The organism is Mesorhizobium sp. P3_A8 (assembly GCF_056402995.1).
The window spans coordinates 395526-421555 of record NZ_JBFUGI010000005.1 but is presented as its reverse complement, the minus strand read 5'-3'; the positions used below and the strand labels follow the sequence as shown (position 1 = coordinate 421555).

At 64.2% G+C, this 26030-nt stretch carries 21 protein-coding genes; 7 read left to right on the top strand and 14 right to left on the bottom strand.

Annotated elements, in window-relative coordinates:
- Positions 1–3 precede the first annotated feature (3 nt).
- The 14 genes from AC1DX4_RS15025 to AC1DX4_RS14960 all read right to left on the bottom strand — a co-directional run bounded on the left by AC1DX4_RS15025 (position 4) and on the right by AC1DX4_RS14960 (position 18083).
- Positions 4–1557 (bottom strand): FGGY family carbohydrate kinase, encoded by a 1554-nt coding sequence (locus AC1DX4_RS15025; protein ID WP_477221047.1) that lies wholly within the window; start codon positions 1555–1557, stop codon positions 4–6.
- Positions 1557–2681 carry an ABC transporter ATP-binding protein gene (locus AC1DX4_RS15020; RefSeq protein WP_477221046.1) on the bottom strand — a complete coding sequence of 375 codons (1125 nt, stop codon included), beginning with the start codon at positions 2679–2681 and terminating at the stop codon, positions 1557–1559. The genes AC1DX4_RS15025 and AC1DX4_RS15020 overlap by 1 nt, the downstream gene beginning before the upstream one ends.
- Positions 2678–3796, bottom strand: coding sequence for an ABC transporter ATP-binding protein (locus AC1DX4_RS15015; RefSeq protein WP_477221045.1), 1119 nt, complete (start codon positions 3794–3796; stop codon positions 2678–2680). Before AC1DX4_RS15015 ends, AC1DX4_RS15020 begins: the two co-directional genes overlap by 4 nt.
- A gap of 2 nt (positions 3797–3798) precedes the next feature.
- Positions 3799–4656, bottom strand: coding sequence for a carbohydrate ABC transporter permease (locus AC1DX4_RS15010; RefSeq protein WP_477221044.1), 858 nt, complete (start codon positions 4654–4656; stop codon positions 3799–3801).
- A 9-nt stretch (positions 4657–4665) separates the two neighbouring features.
- A complete protein-coding gene (locus AC1DX4_RS15005) occupies positions 4666–5589 on the bottom strand; it encodes a carbohydrate ABC transporter permease (protein ID WP_023777019.1) in 924 nt (307 codons plus the stop codon).
- A 159-nt stretch (positions 5590–5748) separates the two neighbouring features.
- Positions 5749–7194 (bottom strand): ABC transporter substrate-binding protein, encoded by a 1446-nt coding sequence (locus tag AC1DX4_RS15000; RefSeq protein ID WP_477221043.1) that lies wholly within the window; start codon positions 7192–7194, stop codon positions 5749–5751.
- A 45-nt stretch (positions 7195–7239) separates the two neighbouring features.
- Positions 7240–8214, bottom strand: coding sequence for a sugar-binding transcriptional regulator (locus AC1DX4_RS14995; protein WP_477221042.1), 975 nt, complete (start codon positions 8212–8214; stop codon positions 7240–7242).
- Positions 8215–8448: 234 nt separating this feature from the next.
- Complete coding sequence (locus AC1DX4_RS14990; protein WP_477221041.1) at positions 8449–9684, bottom strand: VWA domain-containing protein; 1236 nt, start codon at positions 9682–9684, stop codon at positions 8449–8451.
- Positions 9677–11926, bottom strand: coding sequence for a DUF5682 family protein (locus AC1DX4_RS14985; RefSeq protein WP_477221040.1), 2250 nt, complete (start codon positions 11924–11926; stop codon positions 9677–9679). The genes AC1DX4_RS14990 and AC1DX4_RS14985 overlap by 8 nt, the downstream gene beginning before the upstream one ends.
- 4 nt (positions 11927–11930) lie before the next feature.
- On the bottom strand, positions 11931–13010 hold the full coding sequence (locus tag AC1DX4_RS14980) for an ATP-binding protein (protein ID WP_477221039.1): 1080 nt from the start codon (positions 13008–13010) through the stop codon (positions 11931–11933).
- 31 nt (positions 13011–13041) lie between these two features.
- Positions 13042–14469, bottom strand: coding sequence for a DUF5691 domain-containing protein (locus tag AC1DX4_RS14975; protein ID WP_477221038.1), 1428 nt, complete (start codon positions 14467–14469; stop codon positions 13042–13044).
- Positions 14466–15851 (bottom strand): SWIM zinc finger family protein, encoded by a 1386-nt coding sequence (locus tag AC1DX4_RS14970; protein WP_477221037.1) that lies wholly within the window; start codon positions 15849–15851, stop codon positions 14466–14468. Before AC1DX4_RS14970 ends, AC1DX4_RS14975 begins: the two co-directional genes overlap by 4 nt.
- Before the next feature lie 142 nt (positions 15852–15993).
- A complete protein-coding gene (gene ftsZ / locus AC1DX4_RS14965; protein WP_477221036.1) occupies positions 15994–17031 on the bottom strand; it encodes a cell division protein FtsZ in 1038 nt (345 codons plus the stop codon).
- Positions 17032–17261: 230 nt separating this feature from the next.
- Positions 17262–18083, bottom strand: coding sequence for a helix-turn-helix transcriptional regulator (locus AC1DX4_RS14960; RefSeq protein ID WP_477221035.1), 822 nt, complete (start codon positions 18081–18083; stop codon positions 17262–17264).
- A gap of 143 nt (positions 18084–18226) precedes the next feature.
- Here AC1DX4_RS14960 and AC1DX4_RS14955 point away from each other — a divergent pair, with 143 nt between their 5' ends.
- From AC1DX4_RS14955 to AC1DX4_RS14925, 7 genes are all read left to right on the top strand, one after another.
- A complete protein-coding gene (locus AC1DX4_RS14955) occupies positions 18227–20332 on the top strand; it encodes a N,N-dimethylformamidase beta subunit family domain-containing protein (RefSeq protein WP_477221034.1) in 2106 nt (701 codons plus the stop codon).
- A gap of 41 nt (positions 20333–20373) precedes the next feature.
- Entirely contained in the window at positions 20374–21372 is a 999-nt protein-coding gene (locus tag AC1DX4_RS14950) for an ABC transporter substrate-binding protein (protein ID WP_477221033.1), read from the top strand.
- Positions 21373–21444: 72 nt separating this feature from the next.
- Entirely contained in the window at positions 21445–22329 is an 885-nt protein-coding gene (locus tag AC1DX4_RS14945) for a polysaccharide deacetylase family protein (protein WP_477221032.1), read from the top strand.
- Positions 22326–23039 carry an SDR family NAD(P)-dependent oxidoreductase gene (locus AC1DX4_RS14940; protein WP_477221031.1) on the top strand — a complete coding sequence of 238 codons (714 nt, stop codon included), beginning with the start codon at positions 22326–22328 and terminating at the stop codon, positions 23037–23039. Before AC1DX4_RS14945 ends, AC1DX4_RS14940 begins: the two co-directional genes overlap by 4 nt.
- A 23-nt stretch (positions 23040–23062) precedes the next feature.
- Complete coding sequence (locus AC1DX4_RS14935) at positions 23063–23803, top strand: SDR family NAD(P)-dependent oxidoreductase (protein WP_477221030.1); 741 nt, start codon at positions 23063–23065, stop codon at positions 23801–23803.
- 29 nt (positions 23804–23832) lie between these two features.
- Positions 23833–25191, top strand: coding sequence for a histidinol dehydrogenase (gene hisD / locus AC1DX4_RS14930; protein ID WP_477221029.1), 1359 nt, complete (start codon positions 23833–23835; stop codon positions 25189–25191).
- Positions 25192–25259: 68 nt separating this feature from the next.
- The gene (locus AC1DX4_RS14925; RefSeq protein ID WP_477221099.1) at positions 25260–26030 is read left to right on the top strand and encodes an ABC transporter permease; all 771 of its coding nucleotides are present in this window, start codon (positions 25260–25262) and stop codon (positions 26028–26030) included.

Sequence of the window (26030 nt, the reverse complement as noted above, 5' to 3'; positions counted from 1 at the left end):
TTCTCAATTTGCCTGCACTGCAGCCATCGCGCGCCAGACCGGCCGCAACGCCTGATGCGCCAACATGTAGGACGGGGTCATCTTGTCGTAGATCGCGGCGAGGCTGCGGTCGCTTGGCTCGGCCTCGCCAAGCAGCGGCGTCACCCATTCGCCGACACACGCATCCATGGACGGGTAGAGGCCGACGCAGACCGCGGCAATCATTGCCGCGCCTGCCGCGCCCGCCTCCTCGCGCGCGCTGGTGCGAATGTCGGCGCCCACCGCCGCACCCAGGATCTTGCGCAGCGCCGGGCTTCTGGCGGCGCCACCTGTCAGGCGGACTTCGCGCGGCAGCGGCCCCATGGCGGCGTAACAGTCACGCGCGGCGAAGGCCAAGCCTTCGAAGACGGCGCGGACGAGGTCGGCATAGCCGTGCCGCGAGGAAATGCCGACGAACCCTGCCCGCGCATTGGCATCGACGAACGGCCCCCGCTCACCCGCCTCCGACACATAGGGCTGATAGAGCAGCGAGGCCGGCTGCGCGGCCGCGATCCAGGCATCGACCAGCGCGATCATCTCGCCATTGCTGCGGGTAATACCTTGCGATGCGAGGATGCCGGAGGCCAGCCCAAGCACCCAGTCGATGTTGAGCGTCGCCGCCATGTTCGACTGCATCTGCGCGAACACGCCGGGCGCTGGCATCGCCATCGTGTAGCCCGTCGCCGCGTCGTTCAACTGCACATCGTCGGGGGTCTCAGCCAACCGCATATGCATGCCGGTGGAGCCGATGATCGAGCAGCCGGGCTTGCGCTCGCGGTCGAGCAGGCCGGCGCCGAGCGCGGTGCAGACGACGTCGACATAGCCGAGCACGACTGGCGTACCGGCCAGCATGCCGGTGGCATCGGCTGCGGCCTGCGACAGCGCCGTGCTGTGCCTGGTGCCGTCAACGATCGGCGGCAGCAGATGCCTGAGATCGGCGACGCCAAGCACGTCCAGCACCTCATCGCTATAGTCGCGGGTGTGGAAATCGCCGAAAGTGAAGGTGCCCTCGGACGGATCGGTGGCGCGTTCGCCGGTCAGTCTGAAATAGAGCCAGTCCTTGCAGTGGAACGCGGTCGCCGCCTTGCCAAGCATTTCGGGCATGGTGCGCTTCATGAAGACGAATTGCGAACCCTGCTGGCAGGCGGCGAGCCCGCTACCGGTTTTCTCGAAGCGGAGCCGATCCTCGGGCCGCGCGCGGATTTCTTCCACGACGGCGGCGGCGCGCGCGTCGAGCCAGAGCCAGCCCTTCGCCACCGGCTCGCCCTTGTCGTCGATCAGCCAGGTCCCGTCGCCTTGCCCGGTGACCGCGATGGCGACGGTCCGGTTGGCGAGATTGGGCACCTTGTCGGCGAGCTGGCGAAGGGTTGTGGCGGCATCGCTCCATGTCCGCGCCAAATCCTGTTCGGCGCCGCCGCCCGGCAGCGTTTCATAGTGGTTCGGCAGTGCTGCGGCGGCAATCTGCCGGCCTGTAATGTCGAAGGCGATGGATTTGATGACGGAGGTGCCGGCGTCGATGCCAATCAGGATGTCACGCATCAGGCAAGCTCCATGCCGTGCGAAATCGCCTCGCCGCTCGCCTGGTCGAAGACGTGCAGGTTCTTCGGGTCGATGCTGACATTGATCGGCGCACCCAAATCGAGACGCGTGCGGTCATGTTCGACCAGGACCAACGAGCCACCTGCGAAGTCAGCGGCGATATGGGTCTGGTCGCCGAGCCATTGGTTGGCCGAAACCCTGGCCGGAACGCCCTCCTTCGAGCGCCGGACCGCGTAGGGCCTGATGCCGATCACGACCCGCTCGCGGCTGAGCAGTTGGTCGCGGACCGGAGCGCTGAATGCATCCTTGTCGTAGTCGAGCGACAGGCCATCGGGCAGCCTGAGGTTGATACGTCCGGCGGCTGTTGCGACATAGGCCTCGAAGACGTTCATCGGCGGCTCGCCGACGAAGGTGCCGGTGAACAGGTTCGCCGGGCGCTCCTTGATCCGGTCCGGTGTGTCGAACTGCTGCAGCACGCCGCCTTCCATCACCGCGATGCGGTCGGCAAGCGCATTGGCCTCGGTCTGGTCGTGGGTGACCAGGATCGCGGTCAGGCCGCGCTCCTTGATGAAGTGCTTGATGCGGCCGCGCAGCACGGCGCGCAGTTGCGGTTCGAGCTGCCCCATAGGCTCGTCGAGGAGATGCAGGTCGGCCTCGCGGATCAGCGCCCGGCCAAGGCTGGCGCGCTGCTGCTGACCGCCGGAGATGGAGCTGGGGTAGCGCTCCAATATGTCCTCGATCTCGAGCAGCTTGGCGATGCTGGCGACCTTGGCGTCGACCTCGGCCTTCGGCAGCCTCGCCGCCTTGAGCGCGAAGGCCATGTTCTCGCGCACGGTGAGCGGCGGGTAGAGCGAGTAGCCTTCGAAGGCCATCGCCACATTGCGCTTGACCGGCGCCAGAGTGTGCACCTTGCGGCCAGCGACCGAGATGGTCCCGCGCGACACGTCCTCGAAACCGGCGATCATGCGCAATGTCGAGGTCTTGCCACAGCCGGAAGAGCCAAGCAGCGCCACGATCTCGCCCTTGGCGATTTCCATGGTCAGGTTCTTGACGGCGTGGACACCGCGGTCGATCGGACCGTAAAACTTGTCGACACCGGAAATGGTGAGTGCGCTCTGGCTCATGCCGCTTCTCCATTGCGCAAGGCGACGACGTTCTTCGAACCGATGCGGTCGCCGCTGGCGTGATCGAACAGCAAGGCGCTCTTGCCGTCGACGGCGATATGGGCCTTGCCTTCACTGCGGCCCGGCGTTCCTGCCGGGCGCGAAACCAGGATCTCACGGCCGCGCACGGTGCGCACCAGCGTGACGATCTTTTCGTTGAGCGGCGTCTCGGCCTCGACCGTCACCGGAATCGCACCCGGGATGTCCTCCTCGACGAAGCTCAACGCTTCAGGCCGCAAGCCGATCACGCAATCGCGGCCGACCGCCGTATCGTAGGCGCCGGCGAGATGGACCTGGACATTGGACAGGCCGACATAGATGCCCCTGCTATCCCGCGCCGGCTTGACGTCGAGCAGGTTGATGGTCGGGTCGCCGAACAGCCGCGCGATCTCGATATTGGCCGGCTCGCGATAGATCTGCTCGGGCGTGCCGAGTTGCCTGATGACGCCTTGCGACATGACAGCGATGCGGTCGCCGAGCGCCATGGCTTCCTTGTAGTCCTGGGTGACGTAGACGACGGTGGCGCCGCGATCGGCGAGCAGTCGCGGCAGTTCGAGCCGCATCTCGAAGCGCAGCTTGGCGTCGACATTGCGCAAGGGGTCGTCGAGCAGCAGAAGCGGTGGCGAGCCGACGAGAGCGCGGGCAAGCGCGGTGCGCTGCTTCTGGCCATTGGAGAGCGCGCGCGGCTTGTGCGAGAGCACATGGGCGATCTTCAACAGTTTTGCGACGCTCTCGACGCCGGCCTTGACCGCGCCCTGCGAGGAACGCTTGGCCTCCAGCGGCGTCGCTATGTTGTCGAAGGCGGTCATATGCGGAAACAGCGCGAAATTCTGGAACGCCATCCCGATGCCGCGGAACTCCGCATCGACATCGGTCATGTCGTCGCCGCCGATGAAGATCTTGCCCTCATCCGGATCGATGACGCCGGCAACGAGCCGCAGCAGCACCGTCTTGCCGGCGCCGGACGGACCGAACAGCACAAGGGTTTCGCCATCGGCCACTGTCAACGACAGATTGTCGAGGACAGTCTGGCTCTTGTAGCGCTTGACGATGTTTCTGAGTTCGAGGCTGGCCATGTCTATCCTTTCACCGCGCCAAGCGAGAGGCCTTCGACCAGATAGCGCTGTGCATAGAGGGCGAGCGCCAGCGTCGGCGTGATCGAAAGCACGATGGCCGCCGAAATCTGGCCGTACTGGATGCCCGAGGAAGTGATGAAGGCGAGCGCGCCGACCGTCACCGGCTGCTTGTCGGCCGAGGCCAGCACCAGCGCGAAGACGAAATTGTTCCAGGCGAAGATGAAGGCGAGCAGGCCGGCGGCGGCGATGCCGGGACCGGCGAGCGGCAGCGCGATCTTGCGGAAAGTAGCGAACCAGGAATGGCCGCCGATGCGGTATGCATATTCGATATCGGCCGGAATATCCTCGAAATAGCCGCGCACGATCCACAGGATCAGCGGCAGGCAGATCAGCTGGTAGACCCAGATCAGCCCGATATAGGTGTTGGCCAGCCCGAGCTTCTGAAAATAGAGGGTAAGCGGCAACAGTACCAGCAGTGCCGGCGCGAACTTGAACGACAGCAGCGTAAAGGCGATGTCCTCCGAGCCGCGGAACTTGTGCCGCGCGAAGGCATAGGCCGCCGGAACGCCGAGCAGCAACGCGACCGCGACCGAGGTCACCGACAGGAACACTGAATTCCACAGGTTGCGCATGAAGGCGATGTCGAGCGTGCCGGCGGCGGTGATCAGCTTGCCGGTGATCAACGCCGTGTAGTTGGCGAGCGTCGGCTCGAAGATCAGCTGCGGCGGAATGCGCAGGATGGTCTCGTTGGTCTGGAACGACATCATAAAGATCCAGACGATCGGAAACATGAAGAAGATCACTACCAGCGTCAGGGCTGCGCCGCGCAGGGTGCGTTCGAGCAAGGATGTGTGTTCCATCCCGGCCTCCTATGCCTGACCACGGGCGCGTTCGCGCAGCCGCAGCCAGTTCTTGATAAAGATGTTGGAGAGGAAATAGGTGATCGCCCACAGGATGATCATCAGCGCCGCCGAACGCCCGACATTGGTCGACTGGAAGAAGTTGAGATAGGCCTCGACCTGGAACACGGTCAGCGTGTCGCCCGGCCCGCCTTGGGTCATCGCATAGATGATGTCGAACTGCTGGATGGAATCGAGCAAGCGAAACAGCGTCGCGGTCAGGATGTAAGGCGTCAGCATCGGCAGGGTGATGCGGAAGAAGACGAAGCTGCGCGGCACGCCATCAAGCGCCGCTGCCTCAAAGGGCTGCGTCGGCAGGCTGCGCAGGCCGGCGAGCAGCAGGATCATGATGAAGGGGGTGTAGACCCAGATGTCGACGAGCACGACGGTGAACAGCGCTGTTGACGGCGACGAGGCCCAGCGGAAATCCTGCAGCCCGATCAGGCTGGCGAGATAGCTCAGCACACCGAAGCCGGGATTTGTCATCAGCTTCCACATCAATGCCGCGAGCGCCGGCGCCGTCATCAGCGGCATCAACAGCATGATCGAGATGAAATTGTTCAGCGTCGAGCGCTTCTGCAGCAGCAAGGCGATGGCGAGGCCGAGAAGCAGTTCCAGCACGACGGTGGTGCCGGCATAGAGCAGCGACACCTTGAGCGTGTTCCAGAATTTCGGGTCGGTGAAGAACGAGATATAGTTGTCGCCCCAGTTGAACTGCCGCGCCCAGGGCTGGCTCAGCCGGTAGCGCTGGAAGGAATAGACGACCGAGGTCAGGAACGGGATCAGGATGCCGATGCAGACGAGCAAGGCCGGCAGGCTGAGCACATAGGGCAGCACCCTCTTGCTGATCCTGAAGCCGGATGGCTTGGGCCTTTGCGATACCACCGCAGTCATCGAGCTGCTCCGTTGTTGCTGTCGCTTCGCCCTGCCGGCCGCCTAAGGGAGCAAGGCGACCGGTCGGGCGAAATAGCGGCCACCTTCCGGCACCGCATCGCAAACGTCAAAAGGTGTAATGAGGGCCGGTCCGCCAGGCAGGCCGGCCCTCGTTTCGACTCAACCGAGACCGGCTTCCTTGAGCTGGCCGTTGATGCTTTCGGCGAGCTTGTCGAGGCCTTCGTCGACCGGCACTTCCTTGGCCACCATCTTCTGCAGCGTCGCCGCCCATTCGGTGGTGAGGTCGAAGAACAGCGGCTGCGCCGTGAACTTGATCGAGGCGCCGGCCGCCGAGGCGTCGAACATCTCGACATAGCCCGGATAGCTCTTGTTCAGCTTCTCGCGGAACATCTCATCCTTCCAGACCGACTGGCGGACAGGATCGACGAAATCCATCTTCGTGGCGCCGAACAGGCCGTGTTCGGGACCCGAAGCCCATTGCAGGAAGTACCAGGTCGCATCCTTGTCCTTCGAGAAGTTGGACATCGCCAGCGACCAGATCCAGATGTTGGGCGTCGAGGCCTTGGCCTCAGGGTTGGCGGTGAAGGCGGCATAGGCAAGCTTGCCGGCCATCTTGTTGTCGCCGCCATTCATGAAGTAGCCGAGGCAGTCGGCGTCGAAGATCATCGCCGAGGCGCCGGCGCCAAGATCGGTGCCGACCTGATACCAGGTGTAGGTCGACCAGTCCTTGGGGCCGCTCTCCTGGATCATCTGCACCCATTTGGCGTGGAACGCCTTGGAGCCGGCCGTGTTCATCGCCGCCGCCAGCTTGCCGTCGGCGGAGACAGTCAGGTCCTTCTCATTGAAGTTTGCATAGGCCGACAGGAAGCCCGGATGGATCGTCGCCCAGGAGCGCGAACCGCGGACGCCGATGCCGTAAACGCCGCCGCCAATGTCCTTCTGCAGCTTGGCCGCCGTGGCGATCATCTCGTCCATGTTGCCGGGAACGCCGACGCCGGCCTTGTCGAACATGCCCTTGTTGTAGGTGATGTTGTTCTGCTCGAAAGCCCACGGAATGCACCACTGCTTGGCGTCTTCCGAACCCAGCGCCCCGCCCGGCTTGCCGTTCCAGGCACAGGACGATTTCACGCCCGGCAGGATGTCGTCCCAGGCGTATTTCGGGTTGGTCTTGGCCGGATCCTTGATCCATTCGTTGAGGTCGGTGATCCAGCCGGCCGGGCCGTAGGTCCAGGTCATGTAGGCGCCGGTCATGAAGGCGTCGTATTCAGGCGAGCTTGCCGAAAGTGCTGCCGTGACCTTGTCGAAATAGACGTCTTCAGGGAATACGTCGTAGACGACTTCCATGCCGGTCAGTTTCTTGAAGTTCTCGAGATCGGCGATCATCGCATCGGCATAGGGATGCTTGTTGAGCAGCAGCTTGATGGTCTTGCCCTTGTGCGCCTGCCAGTCGAAATCCGCGGCCAGCGCCCGGGTCTGCCCGAGATTGAGCAGTGTACCGGCGGTGCCGGCGGCAAGGCCCATCGCACCCAGGCCCTTGATCAGTCCACGACGGTCGACCTGTCCGCGCAGGAAGGCGTCAATGAGGTCTTTCTCTTTCTCATGCATTTCGTCTTCTCCTCCACAGGGTAGTTTCAACTAAATGGTTGCCGGCTACCCGACCGGCGTCTCTCCCACGAGCGATCGCGCCGTCCGCTCGTCTGTTATCAGGCCCTTGAGATAGCGGCCCTCCAGCACCGACTTGATGGCGCGAACCTTGATCTTGCCGCCGGCGACGGCGACGATGCGGCGGCTGGCAATGTCCTCACGCGTCAGCGCCAGCGCCCGGTTGGAAACGGTCGTCGCCACCGCCTTGCCGGCCTCGTCGAAGAAATGGCCGAGCAATTCGCCGACGCCGCCATTGCGGCGGATCTCCTCCATCTCGCCCTTTTCGATCATGCCGGTGGCAACCAGCGACGCCTCGCGTTCCGCGGTGCCGATACCGGCGAACAACAGATCTGCGGATTTGGCGAGATCGAAGACCTCGCTGATGCCCTTCTGCCCGAGCAGGACTGTCCGGTCCTCCGCCGTGTTGGCGAACATCGGCACCGGCATGACATAGGCCTCGGCGCCGGTGCGTTCGGCCAGGCGATGAATGACATCGTGCGGGTTGGCCGAGAATTTGCGCGTCAGGCCGCCAAGCAGGGAGACGAAGCGGATCTTGTCGGTCGAGGTGCGCGGCAGATATTCCACGCAAGCCGCGAGTGTGCGGCCATGACCGACACCGATCAGCGCCTCCTCGCCGCGCTCGATCTCGCGCTTCAGAAACTGCGCGCCGGCAATGCCGAGCGCCTTGAGCGGCAGATCCTCGGAATCGAAGTCCGGAACCACCTCGCAATAGTCGAGGCCGTAGCGGCGGGACAATTCGTCTTCAAGCTCGACGCATTCCGACACTTCGCCGTCGATATAGACCTTCACCAGCCCTTCCTGGTTGGCCTTGGTGATGAGGCGATGGGCCTTGAGGCTGGTCAGTCCCAGCCGCTTGGCGACCTCGGACTGGGTCAGGCCGCCGGCATAGTGAAGCCACGCGGCACGTGTTGCCATGCTGGTTTCATCGTCGCGCAGGAGACCGTTGCCGAACCCTACCATTTCCACCCTATGATATTTTTATCAGTTGCTGCAAAATTTTTCACAAGGCGAGATCAGAGTCAAGCGATCGATTGGTGCAAATCACGACATGACGGCCGAAGCAGGCTTCGGCCGTTCGTCTGGCGATGTCATTGAGTGGGATACGAGCAAGCCCTCCGGCGTGCGTTTCAGCACTGCGGGCTTTCGAACTTGCTTTTGGATTGCCGCTTTTGATGACGCCGGGTCGAGTGCGCCTTACGCGTCGGCCGCCGGACTGTCGTCCTCGGCGCGAACCAGCTTGATGTCGGCGCCTGCCGCCCATGCGCCGACATCTTCCCGTCTCAAGGCCGCCGCCATCATGTCGGGAAACAGATCCGGCGTGCAGGCGAAGACCGGAATGCCGAGCGCTGCCACCGAACCGGCCATCTTCGGGTCATAGCCCGGCCTGCCCTGGTCGGTCAGCGCCAACAGCACCACCACATTGACGCCGGAGCGAACCAATGCTGCCAGCCGCTGCAGCAATTCCTGGCCATTGCCGCCTTCATAGAGGTCGGTGATCAGCACCATATGCGACTTGGTCGGCCGTTCGATGCGATCGGCGCAATAGGCGACGGCCTGGTTGATGTCGGTGCCGCCGCCGAGCTGTACGCCGAACAGCACTTCGACCGGATCGCTGAGTTCCTCGGTCAAGTCGACGATCGCCGTATCGAAGCAGACGAGCTTAGTGCGCACCACCGGCAAGGAGGCCATCACCGCGGCGAAGATCGAGGCGTAGATCACCGAACTTGCCATCGAACCCGACTGGTCGACGCACAGCACGACCTCATCCAGATCGACCAGCCTGCGCTGCTTGCGCATGAAGCCGACAAGCTTCTCCGGAACGATGGTTTTGTGCTCGGGCTGGTAATGGCGAAGGTTGGCCGAGATGGTGCGCGGCCAGTCGATGTCGCGCTGGCGTGGGCGGTTGGTCCGCTGCGACCGGTCGAGCGCGCCACGGATCGCCTCGGCTGTCTTCTGCTCCAGCCGCTGCATCAGCTTGGCGACGATTTCGGCGATGATGGTGCGCGCAATATCCTTGGTCTTGGCCGGCATGACCGAGCGCAGCGAGATCAGGTCGGCGACGAGATTGACGTCGGCCTCGATCGCCTTGAGGAATTCCGGCTCCATCAGCATCTGCTTCAAATTGAGCCGCTCGAAGGCATCCTTCTGGACGATCTGCACGACCTGCGCGGGAAAGAACGACCTGATATCGCCCATCCACTGCGCCACCTTCGGCGCCGAGCGACCAAGCCCGCCGCGCCGCTTGCGCGGATAGGCAGCCGCATCGCCGGCGCCATCGCCGTAAAGCGCATCGAGCGCTGCCGACAGCCGCTTGTCATTGTCGGACAGCGCTGAAGACGTCTCGTCATCGGCGCCGATCGCCAGGCGCCAGCGGCGCTCCCGTCCGTCGCCGGCCGGCTCGGTTTCGCTGATATCGGCCTCGTCATCCATTGCCGTTCCCGCTCATCAGCAGAGGTCCAAGCCGTTCCAGATGCCGGCGCCAGGCCTCGTCGCCGTTGGGTGTTGGCGTCAGCCCGGCCGGCAGGCGCCTGGCGCGGCCAAGCACCGCTTCGATCAACCGCCGCCGCTCCATCGAGTCCAGATGCGAAAAGACCCGGCGCAGCAACGGCAGATGCGCGATGAAGGCGTCTTCGTCGAGCGATTTGAGCCAGGCATCGACGGCTCCACGCAGGCCCTCGTCATAGATCAGCCGTTGACCGGCTGTGCTGAAGAAGCCCTCGAAAAATCCGGCGGCCTCGGCGACCGGCGTGCCCGGCGACAGGCGCCGCGCAATCAGGCCCGCCGCGGCTTCGGCGGACAGATGGCCGGCCTCGTAATGCAGATGCGCGGCGCAGCCGGCCACCAGCGCCGTCGACCGCGATCCATCGAGCACGGCCGCCAGTCCATTGCGCCAGGCGTCCAGAACGTCCTGTTCGGGCTCGACCAGCTTGATCGCCTTGTCGGCCTTGCGCATGGCGCCGACCAGCGCCGTTGAAGCCTGGGCATCGAGGTCGCGCGCGGCGTAAGGGAGCGCGATGCCGCCTTCGACGATCAGCCGCTCCAGCAGGCCGGACAGGCGTGTGGTTTCCGTCTTGCGGGCTTCGCCATAGCGGATGATGTCGGCGAGCGGCGGCACCGATGCCAGGATTTCCAGGCACTCGCTGCTGTGCGCCGCGCGTTCCTCCAGGGTCGTCAGACCCGCGGTCGAGGCCTCCGACAAATTGGCCGTGATGGCGCCCTGAACCAGGGCCGCCAACGCATCGAGAGAGGTCGCCGCGCCGATCATCTGGATCAGCCGGCCATTGGCCGCCTTTTCGATAGTCGGCCCGTGGACCAGGTTCTCGACCAGGCGAACGGCATATTCCGGCTCCCACGCCAGCGTCCAGCGCTCGCGAAACGTGCCGCGGCTGCGGCCGCTGTCGGTCAGTCTGCCCCAATGCACGCCAAGCACGTTCAGCCGGTGCAGCAAGGTCGACCGGAACAGCCCGCTTTCGCTGCGCAGGTCGACCGACAATTCGCGCTCCAGCGCCTCGGGCTTCAGCCGCGCCACCTTCTGGTTGCGTTGCAGATCTTCGATCAGCGGCGCCAGCGGAGTGTCGGGCGGAATTTCACCGACATCGGCGCCGAGCAGCAGTTCGGCTTCGACGAGTGCCCACAATATGGCTTCGCCGTTGAACAGAGCGGCGATCGCGGCATCGCGCAATTCCTCGAAACCGGGCTTCGGCCGCTCGCGGATCACGGCCAGCGTGCGGGCCAGCCGTTCGGCTTCGATCAGCGAGGCGGTCGAGACCATGTGCCCCTTCGCCCGCAGTACCGATGCGATACGCGCGAGCCACAGGACCGAGGCGTCGCCTTGCCCACGCGTCTGCCACAGATGCTTGCACCAGCCGGGCGCGACGACACCGGCGCCATAGCCAAAGCCGAGCGCCAGGCGCGGCCCGGTCCATGGCGCCCAGGTCATCGTACTCTTGCGCCGGGCAAGCCCCTTGAGCACCGCCTGATCCTCCTTTTGCGGTCGTGCCGCCTGCAGCGCCGGCACATGGAAGGCGCCGCAGACGACAGCAACCGGCCCGTCGAATTCCTTGCGCGCGGCGGCGATCTCCAGCCGCATATGCGCTTCGCGTTTTGCCTCGAATTCGGCAAGCGGGCCTTCGCCCTCGCGCAGCGTCGTCATCGCGTCGGCTATCGCCGCGAAAATGGGGCCGGGTTGCGGGTTCTGCTCGATGATGTCGGCCCACCAGCTCTCGCCATCCTCATAGCCGGCGGCCTGCGCCAGCGTTCCGATCGGGTCGCGCAGATGCGGCGCCATCTCGGTCTCAACCTTGGCTTCCGCTCCGTCGGCATCGGCTCTTTCCGTGGCCTCAACCGGTGCGACCCGGGCCGAAGACGGCAAGTCGATGAAGCGCACTGTCGCGTTGTTGGCGACGGCCCACAGCGTCGCCTGGTACTCCGGCGAGAACTCGGCAAACGGCCAGAAGCTCGTCGAGGCCGGATCGTCTTCGGGATAGCACAGCAGCGCCACCGGCGGCTGCATTTCGGGGCGGGCGAGCAAGGGCAGCAGCGCCGAGGCATCGGCCGGCCCTTCGATCAGTACGGCGACCGGTTTCAACTCCTGCAACGCCTGCACCAGGCTGGCGGCGGAGCCAGGTCCGTGATGGCGTATGCCGAAATAGGAAACGTCGCCTGATGCCATGGCGTCAGATCGCTGCGTTCAAAGCCGCGTAGTAGCCGGCATAGTCGGGCCGCTTCTTGAGCACGGTTTCAAGATACTCCTCCAGCACCAGCTTGTCCTGCACGGGATCCTTGACGATCGCGCCGACGAGGCTGGCGGCCAGACCTTCGGCGCCGAGCTTGCCGCTGTCGAACCAGGCCGCCTGGCTGAGGCCGCCGACCATGGTGGCGATCGCTTCGGCCGTGGACAGCGAACCGGATGGCGTCTTCAACGTCACCTTGCCATCCGCCGTTGCACCGGAGCGCAACTCGCGGAAAATGGTCAGAACGCGGGCGATCTCCTCGCCGACGTTCTTCGGCACCGGCAGGTCGAGACCGCCGGCCATCTCGCCCACGCGCTTGGAGACGATCGCCACTTCCTCTGCCATGTCTTCGGGCAAAGGCAGCACGACGACATTGAAGCGGCGCTTCAACGCCGAGGACAGTTCATTGACGCCCTTGTCGCGGTTGTTGGCGGTGGCGATGATGTTGAAGCCGCGCTGGGCGTAGATCGAAGTGTTGAGTTCGGGGATCGGCATCATCTTTTCGGACAGCACGGTGATCAGCGTATCCTGCACGTCCGAGCCCATGCGCGTCAGTTCCTCGAGGCGGCAGAGCTTGCCGTCCTGCATGGCGCGGTAGAGCGGCGTCGGCACCAGCGCGTCCTGGCTCGGGCCTTTGGCCAGAAGCTGCGCGTAGTTCCAGCCATAGCGGATCTGGTTTTCGTCGGTGCCGGCCGTGCACTGCACGATCAGCGTCGAGTCACCCATGATGGCGGCGGCGAGATGCTCCGACACCCAGGATTTGGCAGTGCCGGGAACGCCGAGCAGCAACAGCGCGCGATCGGTGGCAAGGGTCGCCACCGCAGTTTCCATCAGCCGGCGGCGGCCGACATATTTGGGCGTTATCAGCGTCCCGTCGTCAGCCTTTCCGCCGAGCAGATAGGTCAGCACCGCCTTTGGCGACAGGCTCCAGCCGGCAGGCCTTTGCCGGTCGTCATTGCGCGCGAGCGCCTGTAGCTCAGTGGCGTAGGCCTGCTCGACCGGAAGACGGATGGCTGCGTTCATTTGCTGTTCTCCGCATGGATCATGTGTTGGTTCAAGGCCCGGTCAGGGATGCGTTGAGGCGCAGAAGACCGAGCGAAGGTGCTGCCGGCGCCATGCCGGCCGCGACGACATCGCCGATCAGTTTTTCCGCCGTCGCCGCGGTGGCGAGAAAGCCCAGCGTTTCCAGAAGCTGGTCGACGCCGCGCTTCACGGCGTCATCGTTTCCCGCGACAGCGGAGCGCAGCGCCGGCAGCGTCTTGCCGTTTGTCAGGTCGGCCCAGTCCAGCCAGCCTGCTTCGACGCCCTCGGCCAGGCTGAGCGCACCAAGATATTGCGTGTCCTTCAGGATCAGCCTGACCAGGACACGCTGCCGGCGACTGTCCAGACGCGGCATCAAATGGAGGACGAAAAGCGCCGGCTTGCCGCCTTCAGCGACAAGCGTATCGGCCATATGCGTGACCGCGGCGTCGCTGCCCGACGCGGCGACCATGCGGGCGACAAGCATATCGACATTGTCGTCGGCGCCGAACTGCCAGGCGCCGATGAAGTCGAATTCGGAGACACCGAAACGGGCGGCAAGATCGACCAGGTTGCAGGTCTCGAACAATTCGGCGCGGCGCCGTTCCTGCGCCGGCGATTTCAGCTTTGCCGGCGTGTAGGTGGTGCGGCGGCGGATGAAGCCGGATTTGCCTTCCGTGATGAAGGCTGCGAGTTCGGCTATCGGGTTTTCCGACCCGCTATCGCCTGGCTGGCCATGCTGCCCTAACCGCGCCAGCAGCCGGCCGGCCAATTCGCGCACCTTGCCGGAACGATCGGCGGACAGGCTCTTCAGGAAGGGCACGTCATCAGCGCCCAGGCCGAAGTGCATGAGTGCGATGAGCGTAAGCCTGATCTCCGCCGGCTCGGCCGATCCCTTAGTCTCGATCAGTTGCCGGGCCACAGCCGGCGCGGTGCGGCGCATATCGGCCAGCGCACTGCGGCGCGCGGCGGGATAGAAATCGTCCCAATTCTCAGCCGTCAGTTGCTCACGTCTCGTGTGTTTTTCGCCGTCCACGCCGGCCTGCCAATCGATCCAGGGCGCATAGACATCCGGGCTGGTCTGATCCGACGCGGCCGGCATCCAGTCCATCGGATGCAGCACGAAACCACGGCTGGCGACGAGAGCCACCACACGCGACTTGGCTCTTGCGTCGGCGGCCTGTTTCAGCGCTGCCCGCAAAAGCGGCCGCAACCGCTCAGGCAGCATGGGCAAGGCAAGCTCCGGCAGCGGCGGGCGACGCTTCAGCGTCTTGGGTGCTGCTGGCCGCAACGCGATTTCGAGGGCTTGCGCAGCGATTGCCAAAAGCCGGCGCTCACGCTCGTCGGGGTTTGCGCCGGCGGCGATGTCCTTCCACGTGGCCGGAGCCAGGTCAAAGCTGGTTCCGCCGGTAATCCAGCAATCGCGCATGGTCGCCAAACCGGTCTGCTCGATCTCGTTCACGACAGATCAAGCCTCCCGAAGCCGCTTTGCGCCGCCAGCAGATGAAGCCGGCTGCCGCTCCAGAGCGCTGCCGTTGCCGCGAGGTCCAGCCCAAGCAGCGTCGGGTTCACGGTATCCGCGATCGGCAAGGCGATGCCGTGCGGATTGTCAGTGGACTGCCACCAGGCATCGCCGCGATCGTCAAGCAGGATCGCGCCGGGCGGCAGCATGACGGGGCAGTCGGTGAGCCAGGGCGCCGTGTCCTGGTGAGCGACATGGGCGGCGAGCGGATCGGCTGCGTCAAAGCCGAAATCCGGCCATTCCCTCGACGAGACATCGCCCTTGCGCTCGACCACCAACGCCCGCAGCGGCTGGCGTGCCGGATAAAACACCAGCCTTGCATCGAAGCGATCGCCCGGCGTGAAAGCGTTGGAGCGGCGGCCGGCAGAGGCCGGGAAATAGTCGAGCAGCAGGGCGAATCGCGGATTGGCGCTGTTCAGGTCGAGCAGCCAGGTCGAATGGCTGACAAGACCGTCGCGGCGCGTCTCGATCTTCTCGCCGAGCACCTCCCAGATGCTGTCGACCTGGATCGCATCCGCATTGGCCAGAACCTGCTCACGGCTTTCCGAAGTCGATACCAGCCGCCGCAGCTCGGCATCGTCTGGTGTCGATCGCCAGGCCTTGGCCAGCAGTACGAGCTTGCCGAGCTCGCGGATCGCAGCGTCCGGCCGCTCTTCGCTGCGCAGCCCCATGAGCCGGGATGGAATCTCATCGATGCGGCCGGCAAGCGCTGTCGCCTTCATGTCGACCAGTCGCGCGGCAATCCGGCGGCAACGATCGCTGCTGTTGTCGACAAAGCCGGCAAGGCCGAGCCGCAGCTGATCCGATATCCATTGATCGAGCTCATCCAGAGCCGCTGAGACCGCGGACCGCGTATCCTCGGCGCGCTTGCGCTGGGCTGCCGCGCGACGTTCGATCGCGGCGGCGTCCTCGACGTCTGCGCTTTCGTCGTCGCGCGAGGCCTCGCCAATGCTCTTGCCTCCCGCACCGGGCGCCGGTGCAGCCGGCTGCGAGGTGGTTTTCCGGCGACGCCCGAGCCAGTCATTCACCCATTCCGGCGTCGAGGCGGCGGCGGTGAAATTGGCTGGTGTGGTGGCGGCGATCCACATCAGCGCCAATGTGTGCTTGCAGGGAAACTTTCGCGACGGACAGGTGCATTTGTAGCCGTGGTCGCCGGTGTCGACGACCACGCGATAGGGATTGGAGCCGGAGCCCTGGCATTCTCCCCAGATGAGCGCCAGCTGTTCGTTCTTTTCGAGCCGGGGCCAGTTCGATTGCTTGGTCAACTTGGAAGCGGAGCTCAGCGACGCCTGATCAGGCGCGAGCGCTTCGATGGTTTTCAAGTCAAATTCCAAGCCGCGCCTCTCGTCGCTCGAACGATACGGACTGCCAGTATAGAGGACCGTCTATGACGGATTCTTGTAGCAGCAGCGGCACAGAGATCGATACAGCTGACCGCGATCGTTGCGCCAGCCAACCTACGGCTTACTGCAGCGTGCGCAATGGCGACTGGGCGGCGCGGTCGTGCGCGATGCCGGCATCGGCGTCGCCCATGCCGAGCGCACGGTCGAGACCGGTCGCCACCACCGAGACCCTGAAGCGGCCTTCCATGCTCTTGTCGAAGATGGCGCCGACGATGATGTCGGCGTCCTCATAGACCTCTTCGCGGATGCGGGTGGCTGCCTCGTCGACCTCGAACAGCGTCATGTCGCGGCCGCCCGATATCGAGACCAGGACGCCCTTGGCGCCCTTCATCGACACTTCGTCGAGCAGCGGGTTGGCGATCGCGGCTTCCGCCGCCTTCATCGCCCGGCTTTCGCCCGAAGCCTCGCCGGTTCCCATCATGGCGCGGCCCATGCCGCGCATGACCGATTTGACGTCGGCGAAGTCGAGATTGATCAGGCCTTCCTTGACGATCAGGTCGGTGATGCAGCTGACGCCGGAATAAAGCACCCGATCAGCGATGACGAAGGCATCAGCGAAGGTGGTCTTGGCATCGGCGATGCGGAAGAGGTTCTGGTTGGGGATGACGATCACCGTGTCGGCGGCTTCGCGCAGCCGCTCGATGCCCTCCTCGGCCATCTGCATGCGGCGCCTGCCCTCGAAGGTGAACGGCTTGGTGACGACGCCCACCGTCAATATGCCGGCCTTGCGCGCCGCTTGCGCAATGATCGGCGCAGCGCCGGTGCCGGTACCGCCGCCCATGCCGGCGGTGACGAAGCACATATGAGTGCCGGCCAGATGATCCATAATCTCGTCGAGCGATTCCTCGGCCGCGGCGCGGCCGATCTCCGGCAGCGAGCCGGCGCCCAATCCTTCCGTGACGTGGGCGCCAAGCTGGATCAGCCGCGTCGCCTTCGACATGGTCAGCGCCTGCGCATCGGTGTTGGCGGCGATGAATTCGGTTCCCTGAAGCTCCTCCGTGATCATGTTGTTGATGGCGTTGCCGCCACCGCCGCCGACGCCGATAACGGTGATCTTGGGTCTCATCTCGGAGATTTCCGGCTTCTTGAACTCGGCCATGCCTGCTTCTCCTTCGCCAATTGCGCGCGCTTCACGACCCATAAGCAGACTGCCTCTAGGACATTGCAATCGAGCGGCATGACGCGAATCAGTCCGTTCGGATGGGTGCCCCAAAAAGCCAGAGAGCGGCCGGACGTGCAAGTGCGCGACAGTCAAGATTTGTGATGAAGGGTAGAGCTTGTGCGACCGGCGGTCTGCTCCCGGGCAATCGCGCGCGATCCGGTGGCTTTTCAGGACGCCTTGCGCTCGGGAACCTGGCTGGTCGCCCGCTCCAGGATCGGCATCATAAGGGCGAACAGCTCCGCCTGCGATGACAGGCTGCATTTGTTGTAAAGCTGCTTGCGAAAGACCTTCACCGTCTGCGGGCTGACCCCAAGGTTCAAACCGATCGATGGCGAGGAGTGCCCCTGCAGGATGAGGAGCGCCACTTCAGCCTGGCGTTTGCTCAACAGGACATCGTGGTGCTTGCGCATCGCCGCGATCAGGCTGTCGGTGATCGACATCGAGCGCGGGGCAACCGCGGGCGGCGCCTCGGATGCGACCCAGTGGGCGCGCAGCAGCGACATGATCGCCGGCTCATGCGCGCGCAGGCATTGCTCGGCCTTGGCCGCGAAGGCCTGGCCGGATGAACCGTCCTTGCCCATCGAGATGGTGATGGTGGCGTTCTCGTCGATCGGCAGCACGACCGATATCTCGTCGGTGATGCCGATCCGGCCGTAATACCACTTGAAGTAGCGGCTGCGGCGAAACTGGTCGGGCGCCACGTCGAGAAGACGATAAAGCCCCGGCGCGCCGCGCCGCAGATGGAAATGATATATCGGGTCAAGCAGATAGGCCGCCGGCAGATATTGTTCGGCGAGATAGCGAAACACGTCCGGGCCGTAGATCTTCTTGTAGAGCACGCTCGGCACCGCAGTGCCCGAGAAAACGATGACGATGACATTGTCGTAGCTGAGGCAGCGCCGCAGATACTCGGTGATAGCCGGATAGAACTCGCGCTTGCCGATCGCGTCGATGGCCAGCGCCAGACCTTCAAAAACGGACTTTGTCACCAATCATACCCCGATGGGGGTATATACCCCCAAGAAACGATGCCCGTAGTGTAAATCAAAAAAGAAAGGGGTACGAGAGAATTGTCCAGCTTGCCATTCAAGAGCGCACACAGGCCCGGATCGCGGCGCGGATTTTTGCCGCGATGAAACGTCCCGTCGATCATGGCGCCATGGCCGTTTTAGGCTACACTGTTCCCTGGCACACAGCGGCCGGTGCGCCCGTCGCGCTTCATGTCTCGTCGTCGCGGCCGGTGCGCACTGTGCGGATCGTACGGCTCGACACGCCCTCGGCCGAATTCATGGACTGGCATGTCGAACCGACCGGAAATGACGTGTCGCACCGCGACTTCGATCATGGGTCCTTCCTGAGGATCGCGGCGACGGAACTGGCCAAGGCCGCCGACATCAGCGGCGTTTCCTTCGAAGTCTATTTGACCCGCAATGACGGCGCGCGCGTGCTCTTCGACTGCGGAAACTTTCGTCTTGGGCTGCAGGGCGGTCGGCTGACATCAGGCCATGACGGCAAGCCGCTGGAACCGGGCGAGACCTTGCCGGCAAGCACCTGGCTCACGGTCGAGATTTTATCCGATGGCGACGGGACGGTCCTGAACATCGCCTCCGACGATCTCCTGTCGCCGTTTCGCCTGCGGCGTCAGTTCGATCGGCCCTGGTCTCTGTCCGGTGACATGGTCTTCGGCGCCAGCGCGGCAAACGATGTCAGGTCGCTCAATGCCAAGTTCTCGGCAATCGCCCTGCAAACCGCGACCGGACGCATCGCCTGGACCTTCCCCACCTTGCTGCAGGGCGGTCCAATCGCCTCGACCGGTGGAGATGGCGTTCTCCTTCTGGAGACGGTCAACCAGCCGGCATTCTGCATGACTTCGCGCCGTTGGGATGGGTCGAGCTTCGATCCGCGCCTGGTGCCGTCGCATTACGACGCGGTGCATTGCCATGACGACGACATGGGCGCGTTGCAGTGGCCCGCCTCATATCATTTGCAAATCCCCGCCGAGGCTGCAGCCGGCGTCTATGCCTTCGAGGTCGGCCATGACGAGGGATCGGAGCGCGTCGTCTTCTTCATCACCTCGACCGCACGCCAGGCGCCGCTGTTGTTCCTGGTGCCGACGGCCACCTATCTCGCCTACGCCGATGAATTCCTGCCGGCGCATCTCTATGAATGGATATGCGAAGATCGCGGCCATCGCTTCGCCATCGATAACAATCTGAAGTCGCTCTACGACTACCACAGCGACCTCAGCGGTGTGTCGATCGCATCCACCAGGAAGCCGAAGGCGACGCTGCGCGACGACTACAATTACCCGCTCTGCGGCTGCCCGCACAATCTGCCGGTCGACCTGCATTTCCTGCGCTTCTGCCACAATAACGGCATCGCCTTCGATCTCATCACTGACCGCGACCTGCATGAGCGGGGGGTTGCCGGCTTGCAGGGCTACCAGGCGGTCGTCACCGGCAGCCATCCCGAATACATGTCGGTCGAGATGGAGCATGCGCTGCGCCAGTTCGCGGCGACGGGCGGCAGCATCGCCTATCTCGGTGGCAATGGCTTTGCCGGCAAGGTGGCGTTCCAGGGCGATCTGATGGAACTGCGCCGTTCGCCGCTCGAGGCAGGCCGCACCTGGGACGGCCCCATTGCCGAACAGTCGCTGTCGATCACCAACCAGCCGGGCGGCCATCTGCGCGCCAGCGGGCGCGGCGAATTCTCGCTGACCGGCGTTGCCATCTCGCTGATGGGTTTCGACCGCTCGCGGCCTTTTACGCGCACGCCAGAAAGCCATGGAGCTTCCGCTGCATGGCTGTTCGACGGCGTCGCCAACGAAACCTTCGGCGACGAGGGCATCGTGCTGGGCGGCGCGGCAGGCTACGAGGTCGATGCCACCGATCCGCATCTTGGCACCTCCCCAGATACAACAGTCATTGCCCGCGCAACCGGCTTTCCCGACAGCTTCGTCCACGACGCGACGCGCTGGTATGAGGGCGGCGCGGAGGAACGCGCATCGCGACGCTGCGCGGAGATGACGCTGCGCCACCTGCCTTCAGGCGGTTTGATCTTTTGCGCGAGTTCGGTCGCCTGGTGCGGCGCTTTGCCGACCGGCGACGCCATGAACGACGTCGGCAGGATCACCAAGAATTTGCTGACGCATCTGGCGTCGGCAAAGAGCCGGCCGGCCCGGGATCGACAGCAACAGAGCGGGAGCCAACCCGCCGCCCCGTCGGCTTCAACGGCATAGCGACAGTTCAACATCACACTTCGGGAACAAGGACCAGGATCATGGGATTGAGAAAACATTTCGTCGGGGCGGTCGCCCTGTTGGCACTCGCCACCGCACTGCCGTTCGCCGCACCGCCGGCGAAAGCACAGGACCTGCCGGTCGAACCGGGCGTGTTCAAGCTCGCAATATCGCCCTGGCTCGGCTACGGCATGTGGTACATCGCCCAGGAAAAAGGCTTCTTCAAAGCCAATGGCCTTGAAGGCGTCGAACTGACCAATTTCGTTGAAGACAAGGACATGGGTGCGGCGGTTGCCGCCGGCCAGGTCGACGGCGACAATGAATCCATCCAGCAACTGCTGGCCAAGGTGCAGGCCGGCATTCCGATCAAGGGCGTGCTGCTGCTCGATGCCAGCACCAAGGCCGATGCCATCCTTGTCAATGGCGACATCAAGACGGTGGCCGATCTCAAGGGCAAGCAGGTTGCCTTCGAACGCGGCTCTACCAGCGACCTGCTGCTTAACTATGTGCTGCAGAAGAACGGCATGACCATCGACGACGTCAATGTCCTGCCGATGCCGGCGGCAAGCGCCGGCACCGCGATCATTTCCGGCACCGTGCCGGCTGCTGTGACCTATGAGCCCTACATTTCGGCCGCCATCGGCGCCGACAAGAACATCAAGGTGCTGGCCGAGGCCGGCGAGGCGCCCGGCCTGATCAGCGACGTGCTTTCCGTACCGGAAGAGACGCTGAAGAAGAAGCCGGGCCAGGTGCAGGCCATGCTGAAGAGCTGGGACCAGGCGCTGGAATATTATCGCGCCCACACCGAAGAAGGTCGCGCGATCATCGCCAAGGGCGTCGGCGCCGAGCCGGCGGACCTCGTCACGGCGTTCGACGGCGTGTCGTATTATTCGGTCAGTGAAAGCCAGAAGGCGCTCAACGGCGTGTTCAAGTCCGACACCTATCCCGGCATCGTCAAGGCGGCGATCGCGGCCAAGCTGATCGACAAGGACATCGCCTACGACGCGGCCATCGACTCGAGCGTGGCGCATTCCAAGTAGTCGTCCGCGAACCGGGAGGCAGGGCCATCACAGTCCTGCCTCCCCATCGCAATGGCGGGAAAACATCCAGACATGACCAGCACCGACGTTCAAGTCGCCTTGACGTTCGATTTCGATGGCTATTCGACATGGATCGGCAGCCATCAGGCGACGTCGCCGAGCATGCTTTCGCGTGGCGAGCTCGATCCGATCGGCGCGCGCCGCATTCTCAACGTGCTGGAGCACGCCGGCATCCCGGCAACCTTCTTCGTGCCCGGCCATTCGGCGCTCGCCTTCCCTCCGGTCGTGCGCGCCTTTCACGATGGCGGCCACGAGATCGGTCATCATGGCTGGGTTCATGAGAACCCGGTGCTGCTGACACGCGAGGAAGAGCGCACCGTCCTGCTGAGGGGCCTGGAGGCGCTGGACAAGGTCGCGGGCATCCGGCCATCCGGATACCGCTCGCCGGCCTGGGACAACAGCCCGTCCACTATCGAATTGCTGCTCGAACTCGGCTTCGAATATGAAAGCTCGATGATGGGCAACGACCACGAGCCCTATTGGTGCCGGATCGGTGATGCGTGGTCGACGACAGAAGAATTCCGCTTCGGCCTGCCGGTCGATCTCATCGAAATGCCCGTCGCCTGGCATCTCGATGATTTTCCGCATTTCGAGTTTCTGGCGACCGACAAGGGCTATTTGCCCGGCGGCCGCGCGCCGTCGACAGTGCTGGAGATCTGGAAGGCCGAGTTCGACTTCCTCTATCAGCGCATCGGCAGCGGCGTTATGGTGGTGACCATGCATCCGCAGATCATGGGCCGAGGCCACAGGCTGCTGATGCTCGAGGAATTCATCCGCCATGTCGCCGCGCATGAGCGCGCCGGCTTCACGACATGCCAGGACTATGTGCGGCAGTGGCGCAAGGGCCGTTCGCCATCCCTGCCCGCGGATGCCGGCGACAACAGGCTGACCAGATGAAAACGGCAATCGTCACCGGTGCCGCCGGCGGGATCGGCGCGGCGATCGCGACGCTGTTCGCGTCGACAGGCGCCACCGTGATCGCGCTCGACCGGTCGTTCACCGGCGTGAGCGAACAGGCCGCGGGCGCCGGCCAGATCCTGTCGGCCGCCTTCGATGTCGCTGATGAAGCCGATTGGGTGGGGATTTCGGACATGATTGCCCAGCGGTTCGGCCCTATCGATGCGCTGGTCAACAACGCCGCCATCTTCAATCCGGTGGCATTCCTGGAAGAAAGCGTCGCCGGTTTCCAGGCCGTCACCGACGTCAACCAGTTGGGCACGTTCCTCGGCATGCGCACTGCTGCGGCGCTGATGCCGGCGCAGGGCGGTTCGATCGTCAACGTCTGCTCGACCGGCGGTTTGAGAGGCTTCAGCGGCGCCTTCGCCTATTCGACCTCGAAATGGGCGATCCGCGGCATGACCAAGGTCGCGGCGCGCGAACTTGCCGGCCGCAACATCCGTGTCAATGCGGTGCATCCAGGCCTGGTCGACACGCCGATGCTTGACGAGAACACCGCCGAAAACCTGGCTGCGATGGCAGCCTCCGTGCCGCTCAACCGGCTGGCCAGCCCGCAGGAGGTCGCCCATCTCGTGGCGTTCCTCGTGTCGCCCGGCAGCGAATACATCACCGGGTCGGAATTCACGATCGACGGCGGGCAGACGATCTAGAAACTCAGGAAAAAGAGCTGACGATGGAAAGGCGATTTCAAGGGAAGACCGCCGTGGTGACCGGCGCCGGCAACGGCATTGGCCTGGCCACCGCCAGGCGGTTGCAAGCCGAAGGCGCAGAGGTGCTTTCAGTCGACTGGAACGCGGACTATCTGGCGGACTGCGCGGAACCGAAACTGACGATTGATCTCGCCGATGACGATGCCCCGGCGCGGATCATAGCTGCTGCCAAGGCACAGTTCGGGACCATCGATATCCTCATCAACAATGCCGGCGTCGCCGGTCCCAAGGCGCTTGCCGACAGCAGCGACGAACTGATCGACCATGTCATGGGCATCAACGTGCGCGCGGCGATGCGGCTGACCCGCGACATGCTTCCACATCTGGCGAGGCCGGGCGGCTCTATCGTCAATGTCTGTTCGGTGTTCGGCGAGGTCGGTTTTCCCAACACCGCACCCTATGCCGCGTCCAAGGGCGCGCTGTCGCAACTGACGCGCCAGCTGGCCGCCGACCTGTCGGCCGACGGGATCCGCGTCAACGCCGTAGCGCCCGGCGTCATCAACACGCCGATCGTCGCCGAACGGATCGCGTCGGACGACTGGTACCGGCGCGCGATGATCGAAACCACGCCGATCCGGCGTCTCGGCACGGCCGAGGATGTCGCCGGCGGCATCCTGTTCCTGTGCGGCCCCGACGCCCAGTTCATCACCGGCCATATCCTCAATATCGACGGCGGCTGGCTTGCCGCGCGTGTCGCCCCTTGAGGGCGTTTCGACAGTACGAAGGAAAGAGAATGTCATCTGTTGCAATCCACGACCTGGCCACGATGTCGTCCGAGGCGCGCACGCGCCTCTTGGAGCGGACCGAGGCCGATCTCACCGACACGATCCGCAAGGTCGAACCGATCATCGCCGCTGTGCGGGCCAGGGGCGACGATGCCCTGATCGAGCTTGCCGCCCGGTTTGACGGCGTGACGATGGACCACGCGGCGTTGAAAGTGTCCGCGAGCCAGATCGCCAACGCCGAGAAGGAACTCGACCCCGAGATCGTCGCGGCGATCCGGCTTTCGGTGGCGCAGGTCAGGCGTTTCCATGAGGCGCAGATGCCCGACAATCTCTGGCTGAGCGAGGCAACTGAAGGGGCGCTGATCGGCGACCGTTGGACGTCGATCGATTCCGTCGCCTGCTACGTGCCGCGCGGCAAGGGTTTCTTCCCGTCGAGCGCGATCATGACCGCGGTGCCCGCCAAGGTGGCCGGCGTGGCAAGGGTGGTGATCGTGACACCGCCGGGGCCGGACGGCACGGCCGATGCCGCCACGCGTTTCATCGCCTCGCTGATCGGTATCGAGGACATCTATCTCTGCGGCGGCGCCCAGGCGGTGGCGGCGGTTGCCTACGGCACCGAGACCGTGCCGAAATGCGCAAAGATCGTCGGCCCCGGCAGTCCGTGGGTCAGCGCGGCGCGCCAGCTTCTGTCGAACCGGATCGACCCGGGCAGCCCGGCGGGCCCAAGCGAATTGCTGGTCTATGCCGACAACTCGGTCCCCGCCGCACTCGCCGCATTGGAACTGACGGTCGAATCGGAGCACGGCCCAGACTCGTCAGCCTTCGTCGTCACCACCGACCGGGCGCTGGCGGAAGCCATCGCCGCCGCGGTGCCTGAGTTCTGGGAGGCGATGGGAGACTATCGCGCGGATTTTTCGCGCACCGTGCTCAACGGCAGGAATGGCGGCATCGTGCTGGCGCCTTCGATCGACGCGGCGTTCGACTTCATCAACGATTATGCGGCCGAGCATCTCGCCGTACTGTCGACATCGGCCTTCGAGCTGCTGCCGAAGATCAGGAATGCCGGCGAGATCCTGCTCGGTCCGCATTCGGCAATCCCGATTGCAAACTTCGTGCTGGGACCGAGCCACGTCCTGCCGACGGGCGGGCGGGCCAACACGGCCTCGCCGCTGTCCGTCTTCGATTTCATGAAGCGCTCCTCGATCGCCTATCTGTCGCAGGCGGCCTATCAACGGTTGGCGCCCGCCGCCCGCACCTTCGCCCGCTATGAAGGCTTCATGGCGCACGCGAATTCGGTTTCGGAAATCCGCGACCGCATCCTGTCGAACAGCAGACCTTTCACCAACCTGGGGGCGAGATCGCAATGACGATACAGACCGACATAGCGGCCCCGAAGCAGACCACGCAACGTCCCCAGCGCAAGCCGTTGCTGAGCATGGCGGCGGAGATCTCCGGCTCGACCTATCTGTTCATCACCGTCTGCGCCTTCCTGCTCTTCATCGCGGCGTGGTTCCTGGCGACTGGGCTCGGCGTGACCAAGCCCATCTTCCTGCCCTCGCCCCTTGCCGTCGTCGCCAAGCTGACAAAGCTGGCAATGGATGGAACGCTGGCCAGCGATGTCGGCAACAGCGTCTACCGCATCATGATCGGCTTCCTCCTCGCCTCGGTGATGGCGCTGGCGACAGCCATCCTGATCGGCGCCTACCGCTTCTGGGAGGCGGCGATCGAGCCTTTCCTGGACTTTGTCCGCTACATGCCGGTCGTCGCCTTCGTGCCGCTGACCATCCTGTGGAGCGGCACCGGCGACATCCAGAAATTCCTGATCATCTGGATCGGCACCTATTTCCAGCAGGCGCTGATGTTCAAGGACAACATCAAGCGTGTTCCCACGGACTTCATCGGCTTCGGACGGACACTGGGGATGAGCGATTTGCGCGTTTTGATGCGCATTGTCGTGCCTTCGGCGATGCCGCAGATCTGGGACACGCTGCGCATCTCGCTGGGCTGGGCCTGGACCTGGGTGACGCTGGCCGAGCTGGTCGCCGCCAATTCTGGGCTTGGCTACCGGATCACGGTCGCCCAACGCTACCTGCAAACCGACATGGCGATCGGCTACATACTTGTGCTCGGCATACTGGGCCTGGCGACGGACCAGATCATGCGGTTCCTGGGTCGGCATTTCTTCAAATATGAGAGGAAGTCCTGA